The organism is Bradyrhizobium sp. (genome assembly GCF_027307225.1).
In the GTDB taxonomy this organism is placed as follows: domain Bacteria; phylum Pseudomonadota; class Alphaproteobacteria; order Rhizobiales; family Xanthobacteraceae; genus Bradyrhizobium.
Map to the genome: position 1 here is coordinate 1 of NZ_DAHUXJ010000151.1, position 9,286 is coordinate 9,286.

The 9,286-nt window shown below is 62.6% G+C and carries 12 protein-coding genes; 1 reads left to right on the forward strand and 11 read right to left on the reverse strand.

Annotated elements, in window-relative coordinates; all coding sequences use genetic code 11:
* Positions 1–295: 295 nt before the first annotated feature.
* The 6 genes from M6D32_RS25535 to M6D32_RS25560 form a co-directional block, all read right to left on the reverse strand.
* Positions 296–733, reverse strand: coding sequence for a DoxX family protein (locus tag M6D32_RS25535; RefSeq protein ID WP_298261577.1), 438 nt, complete (start codon positions 731–733; stop codon positions 296–298).
* A gap of 12 nt (positions 734–745) precedes the next feature.
* The gene (locus tag M6D32_RS25540) at positions 746–1,555 is read right to left on the reverse strand and encodes an SDR family NAD(P)-dependent oxidoreductase (RefSeq protein WP_298261579.1); all 810 of its coding nucleotides are present in this window, start codon (positions 1,553–1,555) and stop codon (positions 746–748) included.
* Between the two features lie 105 nt (positions 1,556–1,660).
* Entirely contained in the window at positions 1,661–2,218 is a 558-nt protein-coding gene (locus M6D32_RS25545; RefSeq protein ID WP_298261581.1) for a TetR/AcrR family transcriptional regulator, read from the reverse strand.
* Positions 2,219–2,341: 123 nt separating this feature from the next.
* On the reverse strand, positions 2,342–3,046 hold the full coding sequence (locus tag M6D32_RS25550) for a glutathione S-transferase N-terminal domain-containing protein (protein ID WP_298261583.1): 705 nt from the start codon (positions 3,044–3,046) through the stop codon (positions 2,342–2,344).
* Between the two features lie 38 nt (positions 3,047–3,084).
* Positions 3,085–3,429, reverse strand: coding sequence for a Lin0512 family protein (locus M6D32_RS25555; RefSeq protein ID WP_298261585.1), 345 nt, complete (start codon positions 3,427–3,429; stop codon positions 3,085–3,087).
* The gene (locus M6D32_RS25560; RefSeq protein ID WP_298261587.1) at positions 3,426–4,328 is read right to left on the reverse strand and encodes a LysR family transcriptional regulator; all 903 of its coding nucleotides are present in this window, start codon (positions 4,326–4,328) and stop codon (positions 3,426–3,428) included. The genes M6D32_RS25555 and M6D32_RS25560 overlap by 4 nt, the downstream gene beginning before the upstream one ends.
* Before the next feature lie 103 nt (positions 4,329–4,431).
* On the opposite strand from M6D32_RS25560, the gene bla reads away from it, so the two are divergent.
* Positions 4,432–5,328 (forward strand): class A beta-lactamase, encoded by an 897-nt coding sequence (gene bla / locus M6D32_RS25565; RefSeq protein ID WP_298261589.1) that lies wholly within the window; start codon positions 4,432–4,434, stop codon positions 5,326–5,328.
* Here the strand turns inward: bla and M6D32_RS25570 are convergent.
* The 5 genes from M6D32_RS25570 to M6D32_RS25590 form a co-directional block, all read right to left on the reverse strand.
* Entirely contained in the window at positions 5,321–6,262 is a 942-nt protein-coding gene (locus M6D32_RS25570; RefSeq protein ID WP_298261591.1) for a sigma-70 family RNA polymerase sigma factor, read from the reverse strand. The genes bla and M6D32_RS25570 overlap by 8 nt on opposite strands.
* Entirely contained in the window at positions 6,259–7,017 is a 759-nt protein-coding gene (locus M6D32_RS25575) for an SDR family oxidoreductase (RefSeq protein ID WP_298261593.1), read from the reverse strand. The genes M6D32_RS25570 and M6D32_RS25575 overlap by 4 nt, the downstream gene beginning before the upstream one ends.
* 65 nt (positions 7,018–7,082) lie before the next feature.
* Positions 7,083–7,334, reverse strand: a complete 252-nt coding sequence (locus M6D32_RS25580; RefSeq protein WP_298261596.1) for a hypothetical protein — start codon at positions 7,332–7,334, stop codon at positions 7,083–7,085.
* The gene (locus M6D32_RS25585; protein ID WP_298261598.1) at positions 7,331–8,095 is read right to left on the reverse strand and encodes a DUF899 domain-containing protein; all 765 of its coding nucleotides are present in this window, start codon (positions 8,093–8,095) and stop codon (positions 7,331–7,333) included. Before M6D32_RS25585 ends, M6D32_RS25580 begins: the two co-directional genes overlap by 4 nt.
* Positions 8,096–8,224: 129 nt before the next feature.
* Positions 8,225–9,286: MFS transporter (locus M6D32_RS25590; protein ID WP_298261600.1), on the reverse strand; the 1,062-nt coding region annotated here is incomplete at its 5' end.

The following is a 9,286-nucleotide window of genomic DNA, read 5'->3' on the forward strand; positions in this document are numbered from 1 at the left end:
CCACCATCCCCGGCGCAACGCATCAGCGTTGTCGCCGAGTTGATATCAGCGTCGAGATATCAGAACCACGCGGCTTCGCCGTCCGCGTCCCACGCGCTTCGTCCTTGCGCATGTCCGCGTCCATCGCAGCCCGCACCCAACACTCGTGACGATCGCGAAGCGCCCCTCCTGGAGGAGCGCGGGCCGACGCGACTCTTAGGACTGATTTTAGCGGCGCCAAAAGCAGAATATTTTTGCCGCAGAGGCTGGACTTGCGAATGACCGGCCGCCGGGTGATTTGCCCGTCGGGTAGCCGTCACGGCGAAGGGCGTGCCAACTGCGCACCCTGGACGATCTTCGATTGCGTCGCGACGCGCGAGAGACGGCGAACATCCGGTCGTAATCCCCAGGACAGCGCGACAATGCATGCGATGATAAATGGCAGGACAAACTCCAGACCGTGATCGCCCGCCGCCGCGCGCGAGACGACGGCGCCGGCAATGTCGAAGATCATGCCGGCATAGGCCCACTCCTTCAGATATCGGGCTCCCGGGACGAGAACGACGATCGCACCCAGAATTTTCCAGATGCCGAGAAATGGCAGGAAATATCCGGGATAGCCAAGCCGCGTCATTTCAGCAACGAAGTGCGGATCGCGCAGCACCAGCGCCAGCCCGGGCGCCGCAAATAGCAGTGCCGTCAGGACGGTCGTTACCCAGTAGACGATACCGGTCCATTTTCCACGGCCGCTCATGTCTTCCTCACTTCAGGCTGGAATTCGTTTGGCAAGCGTCTGTTCGATCATCTTGCCCATCATGGTTCGCGCCACGCCGACCGGAATGAGCGCGCTCATCAGCCGATTGGTCGCCCCGGGGAGGCAGAGTGACTGGTTGCTCTGAATCGCCCGGATGGCTTCCGCGACGCATTGGCGAGGACTCATCGGCCTCATCGCCATGGTTTTCGGATCGAGACCGAATTTGGTGAGAATGGCGGTGTCGGTCGGCGGCACGACCAGCACGGTGACATGCACGCCTTGCCGCTTCAGCTCGACGTGAAGCGACTCGCCGAGACTCTGTACGAAGGCCTTGCTGCCGGCGTCATTGGCCATGAAGGGAATTCCGTGCGCTGCTCCCATGGCCCCGCCGAGAATGAGCCCTCCACGGCCCCGCGCCGCAAGCCTGGGGCTGAAATGATGGGCAATATCGAGATGCGAAAGCGCGTTGAGGCGAAACCGTTGCAAAAGTTCGTCGCGATCTTCGTGGAGAAAACTGCCCGGATTGCCCGTGCCGGCGTTGGAAACCACAAGGCCGATGTCGAGATCGGCGACCGCCGCGACGAGGCGCGCGACAGAATCCGGCTCGGAGAGATCCGTTCGAACACTCCGCGTTTCGACGCCAAACTGGACCTGAAGCTCCCGTCCCAGTTGATCGAGCAAGATTTCGCGGCGCGCGGCAAGCACCACGTTCAATTTGGCCGCCGCCAGTTGTCGCGCGAACTCGGCGCCGATACCTGAGGAAGCGCCGGTGATAAGCGCCCACGGGCCGAAACGATTACTCAGTCCGGATTGATGTTTCATCATTCTCCCCATCCGTTTCTCCGAGAGATTGCTCTACTGACATGTCAGTTGACTAACTTTCTCTTGGACGCCCGACCGGGCCGGTGCTTTAGTCTGGCCTGGCGGTTACAGGTCTTCGACCCAGCGTTTCAGGCGCCTGGTCTCCATCGTCACAAGGCTTGGATCATGGAACGTGTGGGCGAGAAGCGAGATGCCCTGCAGGGCCGAGAGTAGATGGACGGCGTGCCCGCGCGCCGCTTTCCCTTTGCCAAGGGCGCGAAACTGGGTCTCCAGCCACGACAGGTATTGCGAGAATATCCCGGTTGCCTTGGCCGCGACCGCTCCACCAACCTTGTGTAATTCCGAGCAAAACGTGCCAATCGCACAGCCGCGCCGCGCAAGGGATTCCTTATTGTCCAGAACGCCCTCGATGCATCGATAGAGCCGGTCTTTCGGGGATGTTTCTTCGTCCCATCGCTGCAACATGGCGGCCATTTGGGAAAGCCGAAGTTCCACGATGGCTTCGCCAATCTCGTCCTTGGTCTTGAAGTAGTAGTAGACGTTCCCCAGAGGCACTGCCGCCTCGCTTGCGATATCGGCGAGTGAGGTCGCGCCGAATCCGTCGCGATACGCGAGGCTGACTGCCGCATTGACGAGCCGCGATCGCTTGTCGGCAGGTGCCATGTCCGAAAATCCAAGTTCGTTGACCAACTTATTTTGGACAAGTCGATCCACGCTGTCAAGTCTCGCGCGCGGGTGTTCCGTCGCGATTGAACGTCGGATAATGATGCGGCTGAGCCGATCGGCTCACGGGCGCTTTGGAATATCCAGCCCGCGCTTGACTGCCGGCCGCGCCAGACCGCGCTCGAGCCACGCCGCGACATTGACGAAGCCATCGAATGCGACCAGTTCACGCGCCCCGTAAAAGCCGATCAGATTGCGGACCCAGCCGAGCATCGAAATATCGGCGATGGTGTATTCGTCGTCCATGATCCATTGCCGCCCGGCAAGACGAGAATCGATCACGCCGAGGAGCCGGTTCGATTCAGTGACATAGCGTTCGAGCGGCCTCTTGTCGGCAATCTCCTTGCCTGCGAACTTATGGAAGAAGCCGACCTGGCCGAACATCGGCCCGATGCCGCCCATCTGGAAATGCAGCCATTGAATGGTCTGCCAGCGGCGCGCCGGATCGGCCGGCAGCAGCTTGCCGGTTTTCTCGGCGAGGTATTGCAGGATCGCACCGGACTCGAACAGGCCAAGCGGATTGCCGGTCGGACCATTCGGATCGATGATCGCCGGAATCTTGCCGTTCGGATTGAGCGACAGAAATTCCGGTGTCTTCTGATCGTCCTTGTTGAAGTCGACGAGATGCACCTCGTACGGCAGGGCAATCTCCTCCAGCATGATCGAGACCTTGACGCCGTTCGGCGTCGGCAGCGAATAAAGCTGAAGCCGGTCGGGGTGTTGCGCGGGCCAGCGCTTGGTGATCGGAAACGCGGAAAGATCTGACATGAGGTGCCAACAATTTGTTAGGGTTTGCGTTCCGCCAGTTACTTGCCGTCGTCGAAGCTGACGATCACGGCGGCGTTCGCGATCAGGATCGGATCGTTGCCGATATCGGAGGGAATCTCGAGACCGCCTTTGATCGCCGTCACCTTCTTCGTGCCGTAGGGCAATTCCTTCGAAACCGCCTCGGTGTCGACGGCCTCCGGATTCGGCACAGCGATCGTCACATCGACGAACATATCATTGGCGGTCTTGCCCACCATGCGGAAGAAGCCGAGGCTGGAATGGCGGATCGCATCCGACACCGCGCGCTTCGCCGCTTTGGTCGCGTCCCGGCCGTGGACATCCACGCCCATTCCCATTTCAGTCACACAGCGCACACGCGTCATTGGTTCCTACCTTGTTTGAGTTTCAATTGCCTGCCGGACAGCTGCGCCAGCAACCAACCCTGGAACATTTTCATGGCCGACGTCTCACGCTTCGAATGCAGGCTCGTCAACCAATAACTGCCAAGGGTGATTTCGTTCCTGAAAGGCCGGACCAGACGCCGCTTCTTCAATTCGGCGGCAAACATCGCAACCGGTAGCAGGGCCACGCCCGCTCCCTGCACGGCCGCTTCCGCAATACCTATGGAGGAATCGAACACCGGCCCACGAACCTTGGGACAGGCGACCCCGACCTCGGCAAACCAGCGCTCCCATTCCTCGGTCCGGTAGGAGCGGAGAAGGATTTCGTTACGGAGGTTCTCGGGCCGCTTCAGCCTGCTCGCGATATCGGGTGCGCATAGCGGCGATTGGGGTGCCGACATGAGTTCGACGGCGCGCGTCCCGTGCCACGAGCCATCGCCGAAGCGGATCGCAAAATCGAGCCCTTCGCCCGCAATGTCGACACGATTGTTGTTGGTGTAGATGCGCAGATCGACGTTTGGATTGGCCTTGCGAAACGCCTGCACCCGGGGCAGCAGCCATCTCGTGGCGAATGTCCCGACGGCTCCGACCGTCACCGCCTCCTGAAAATGGCCGTCCGCGAATTGATCAAGCGTTGCGCGAATGCGCCCGAACGTTTCGGTCAGGACCGGCATCAAGGCCAGCCCTTCATCGGTAAGCGCTAGTCCCCGCGGCAGCCTTCGGAACAGCTTCACGTTCAGCATTTCTTCAAGCGTCTTCACCTGATGGCTTACAGCGCTCTGGGTGACGCACAATTCGAGGCCGGCGCGGGTGAAGCTGAGATGTCGAGCGGAAGCTTCGAAGGCGCAAAGCGCGTTGAAGGGCAGATGTGAACCGGACATGTTACCGAGACCCAAATTATCCTCATGGTTCGTCCAATTTTTGATCGCTTGTCAATGAATTTCCTGAGGCGCATTGACGCGAGCACAACAGAGGGCAGCAGAAATGATCGAGCGACGGCAATTCTCTTACGGACTCCTTGCAACCATCGGCGGATGCGTCCTGCGCGGGCCGCACGCGTTCGCTCAAGGAAGCCGCAACCGGCCGGAGAAGTTGGAACGGGATATCTCGGCCCTCGAGAAGGAGCGCGGCGGACGCCTGGGCGTCGCGGTGCTCGACACGTCGAATGAAATGAGCGCGGCGTTCCGAGGTGACGAGCGTTTTCCGATGTGCAGCACTTTCAAGCTGCTCGCGGTGACCGCAACGCTTGCGCGGGTCGACGGTGGCAAGGAGCGGCTGGACCGCCGCATCCGCTTTCAGGCCGGCGATGTCGTCGCGAATTCACCTCTGACAAAGGGCCACGCCGGCGGCGACGGAATGACGCTGGCGGAAATCTGCGAAGCGGCGATGATCGTCAGCGACAATACCGCAGCAAACTTGCTGCTGGCGGATATGGGCGGACCTGCGGGCGTTACAGCCTATGCAAGGTCGCTTGGCGACCAGGTCACGCGCCTCGATCGAGGCGAGCCGGACCTCAACCAAGCCCTCCCCGGCGATCCCCGCGACACCACGTCGCCGAAAGCCATGCTGTCGAACCTGCGAACAATCGTGACCGGAAAAATACTGACCCCCGGCTCGCGAGAGCACCTCGTCAATTGGCTGATCGGCAACAAGACTGGAGATACCCGGCTTCGCGCCGGACTCCCCCACGAGTGGCGGGTCGGCGACAAGACCGGGTCTGGCGAGCGAGGAACTACCAACGACGTCGGCGTGGTCTGGCCGTCGTCCGGCCGGCCACCCGTGTTCGTTGCGGTGTATCTGACCGGGAGCTCTCCGGAAAGCGAGCACAGGAACGCAACGATTGCCGCCGTGGGGCGGGCCTTGTCGGAGTTCGTCAGCTGAGGAGGCGGCTCGGCCCGCCGGGGCCCTCGCCTCCCGGCGTCAGCATCAGCTTCGCGTCGTCCACGATGTAGCGGGCATAGCGATAATCGCGGATGAAGCTGATGCGGCCGTCGCGCCATTCGAGCCACATGAAATAGCTCGGCGTTGCGCCCGCCCCTTTCTCGAATACCGCGATGACTTCCCGCCCCTCCACCCATGCGGGCGCGAGCCGCACGCCGTCGAACGCGGCGTAGATCGTAAAGAACCTGCCGACGTCGGCCGCTCCGACGCGCAGCGGATAAGTCGATTGATGAAGTTTGACGTCGTCGGCGAGCAGCGCGCGAAGCCCGTCCCAATTCTTCTGATTGAAAAGCGCGACGTAACGTGCGACCGCGGCCGAGACCGGTTGCGTCCCGGCGAGCGTAGCCGCCTGCGCGTTGACCTCGCGAAGACGTGCCCGCCCGCGCGCCAGATGGGCCTTCACGGCATCGACGCTGAGATTGAGGAGATCGGCGATGTCTTTGAGCGGCTCATCGAGCACATCCTTGAGGATGACGACACTGCGCTGAGGCAACGGAAGCTCGGCAAAGCGCGAAACGGCGGTCTCGACCGCTTCCTGACGCATCATGACCTCCATCGGATCGAGGTTGGCCTCGTCGGCAATACCGGAGGCGGCCTCGATCGGCTCTGATTTGCGGAGCGCGCGGCTACGCAACACATCGAGCGCGCGATTGTGGGCAACGCGAAACAGCCAGGGCCGAAGCTGCGGCATCTCCTCAAGCTGGTCGAACGCCGCAAGCGCGCGGGCGAACGTATCCTGCACGACGTCCTCGCCGTCGATCACCGATCCCATCAGCCGCGCGCAGTAGCGATGCAATTCGGGACGCACCTCGCCGGTCAGAGCCAGCAGCTCCGCCCGGCGATCGCGATCTGGCGAGGATGGGCCTGTGCTCAAGCCGCCGCTCCCTCGATCATGGTAATTCCCGTGTCGCCCTTGAGCCCGAACGCCACGCCGTCAGCGTATTGCGGATCTTCGAGCACGGAAATGACTTTCTCGCCGAAATCCCGCGGCGGCATCGGCGCACCGAAGCGAGCCAGGAATTCCTTCTGCCCGATGCCAAGCGCGCCCGCATATGCAATTGCGCCTGCGTCGCCGACACCGGTGTTGCCGATGATCTGCTGCGGCACGATTGCCTGAAAGCGAATGCCGAGATTGCCTTGCGTCGAGACGGCGTTGGCATATTTGGCCATCAGCCAGAGCATGCGCTTGGCGCCCGCGTAGCCGCCCGACAGTGGCGAGCCATTCTGCGCCGCGCCGCTTGATCCGACGAGAACGCGACTGCCGGATTTGAGCGGGGTCTTCAACGCCGCCTGCATCCAGTACAACCCGCCCCTGACGTCGATTTCCCACGTCGTGCTGAACTCTTCCCAGCTCAACTGATCGAGCCGGCCCATCGGCGGCCTCGCGCCGGCGTTCAATATCAGGACGTCCGGGCGGATTTCGCCGAGGATGCGGTGAGCGGCGGCCTCGTCCGTGACGTCGGCTGAAATCACGGCCACCCCAAGCCGCTCGCGTGCCACCGCGAGCGCGCCCGTCTCACGCGCCACGATTGTCACATTAGCACCTCGCGCGACCAACGCCTCCACCACTCCGAGACCCAGGCCGCGGCTACCTCCGGTAACGATAACTCTCTTGTCTTTCAGCTTCATGGCTTCTGCTCCATCGTTTGGATATTGCTAGAACGATTGAGCGTTACGAAAGGAGTCACCTCGCCTCACCGGGAGAGCAGTTTCAGCCATGGGCCGAGGTGAAACGCCGCCATCAGCAGATACATCGGCGCCATGCCGCCGAAGCCAGCCCCGCTCGAGCAGAGCGCCATCGGCGCGCTGCTATCGAGAACGAGCGTCGATAACGCCATGATCGCAAAGGTCGGCGCCGCTGCGAGGTGCAGCCATCTGGTCACGACCGGCGCGGCGACGCCTTCGTCAACATGTCGCGTAACGCCGCCCGGGTCGACCGAGGTCATGGGTTGGCGCCGCCGTCACGCTTGCGAAACGCGGCTTCACCGGCATCCGACACCTCGACCCACTTCGGGTCGGGCGCGGCGTTCGGCACATAACTCTCGTTCCAGTTCCACCATTTGTACGGCCGCTCCTTCGGGTAACCTTCCGGGGAATCCTCCCAGACCTCCTGACGCCCGAGCGCCGTCATATCGAGGTAGCTCCAGACCGTGCCCAACGCCTCGTCGCCGCGGCTGTTGATCATGTAGGTGCGGAAGATGCGGTCGCCGTCGCGGATGAAAGCGTTGTGGCCGTGCCATTCACCGACCCCGAAATCAGAATCGAAACTGTCGGTGATGGTTACCCAGGGGATCTTGCCCCACCCCATTCGTCCCTTGAGGCGGGCAATGTCGGCCTGCGGCGCACGCGAGGCATAGGCAAGCGTGGTATCGCGCGCGTTGAGATGAGCGAGGTTGGAAACCTGATCTGCCCCGAGCGAACACCCGATGCAGGCATGTTCCGGCCAGCCGTGGACGCCGGGCTCGAAGAAGGCGCGATAGACGATCAGCTGGTGACGGCCTTCGAACAGATCGAGCAGGCTTCGCTTGCCGGTCGGCCCGTCGAACTCGTAGGCTTTCTTGACCTCCATCCACGGCATCCGCCGCCGTTCGGCGGACAGCGCGTCCTTCGCCCGCATCAGCGCCTTTTCTTTCACAAGCATCTGCTCGCGTGCGGTTTCCCATTCCTTGGCCGATACGATCGGCGGTGTTTTCATGGCAGTCGACATGGTTGATCTCCTGTTGATGAAGCCAAGACGTTTGAGACCGTGAAAAGGAGTCAGGAGTCCCTGAAAGAACGCCGTCGGATTGGCCGGCGGCGCTTCGAGCGTTGGCGTCCCGGCGGGCTGCCGGGCCGTTTACGCCGGCATTGCCACGGGTTGCGCCGCGATCTTCGGAAATGGCCTGAAGGTCAGGATGATGAAGAAGGCGCCGAGCCCCACGGCCCAGGAGCCGATATAGAGCCACGCGTAGTTGGCGAAGGTGTCATAGATCAGGCCGCCGGCAATCGGACCGGTCGCCATGCCGAGACCGCCCGCCATTGACAGCCCGCCAATGACGGTGCCGAGCATGCGCAGCGGAAAGTTCTCGCGCACCAGCACCGAATAAAGCGGCATGGTGCCGGCATAGATGAACCCGAACAGCGCGGCCACCGCGTAGAATTCCGCCAGTTGCCGCGCGAAGACGTACCCCAGCGCGCCGAACGCCTGCAGCAGCAACCCGGTCACCAGCACGCGCTTGGCGCCGAAGCGATCGCCGAGCAGGCCGAACACGAGACGGCCGCCCATGCCGGCGAGGCCTTCCACGCTATAGATCGAGACAGCCGCGATCATCGGAATTCCGCACGAGACGGCGTAGCTCACGGTGTGGATGATCGGGCCAGCATGGGTGGCGCAGCAGAAGAAGTTCGTCATCAACAGAATGATGAATTGCGGTGAGCGAAGCGCCTGGGCGACGGTCATGTCGGACTGCGGGCCCATGGCCGCCATTGCGGCCGGAGCGGCGGCAGCTTGTTGTGGCGCGAGTTGCTGCGGCATTTGGCGGGCCGGGGGCCGGCGCACCAGCATCGAAACCGGGATCATCACGCAGGCCGCGATCGCGGCGATGATCTGCCACGAGGTGCGCCAGTCGTAGACGGTGATCAGCCGCGCCGCCAACGGCGCCATGGTGAGTGGCGCCATGCCGATGCCGGCGGAGACGAGCGAGACCGCAAGGCTGCGATGGGTGTCGAACCAGCCCGTCACGGAGGCCATCATCGGCGCCAGGATCGCCGCGCAGGCGCCGCCGATCAACACGCCGAACAGCAGCTGAAAGGCGAACAGCGATGTGGTCTGGCTGACAATGAACAGGCCGACCGGCAACAGGATCGATCCGGTGAGCACCACGGGGAACGGACCGACGCGGTCCGACAGCGAGCCCCA

Coding starts and splice junctions, on each gene's coding strand:
- M6D32_RS25535 (WP_298261577.1), bottom strand. CDS start 733: ATGAGCGGCCGTGGAAAATGGACCGGTATCGTCTACTGGGTAACGACC.
- M6D32_RS25540 (WP_298261579.1), bottom strand. CDS start 1,555: ATGAAACATCAATCCGGACTGAGTAATCGTTTCGGCCCGTGGGCGCTT.
- M6D32_RS25545 (WP_298261581.1), bottom strand. CDS start 2,218: ATGGCACCTGCCGACAAGCGATCGCGGCTCGTCAATGCGGCAGTCAGC.
- M6D32_RS25550 (WP_298261583.1), bottom strand. CDS start 3,046: ATGTCAGATCTTTCCGCGTTTCCGATCACCAAGCGCTGGCCCGCGCAA.
- M6D32_RS25555 (WP_298261585.1), bottom strand. CDS start 3,429: ATGACGCGTGTGCGCTGTGTGACTGAAATGGGAATGGGCGTGGATGTC.
- M6D32_RS25560 (WP_298261587.1), bottom strand. CDS start 4,328: ATGTCCGGTTCACATCTGCCCTTCAACGCGCTTTGCGCCTTCGAAGCT.
- bla (WP_298261589.1), top strand. CDS start 4,432: ATGATCGAGCGACGGCAATTCTCTTACGGACTCCTTGCAACCATCGGC.
- M6D32_RS25575 (WP_298261593.1), bottom strand. CDS start 7,017: ATGAAGCTGAAAGACAAGAGAGTTATCGTTACCGGAGGTAGCCGCGGC.
- M6D32_RS25580 (WP_298261596.1), bottom strand. CDS start 7,334: ATGACCTCGGTCGACCCGGGCGGCGTTACGCGACATGTTGACGAAGGC.
- M6D32_RS25585 (WP_298261598.1), bottom strand. CDS start 8,095: ATGTCGACTGCCATGAAAACACCGCCGATCGTATCGGCCAAGGAATGG.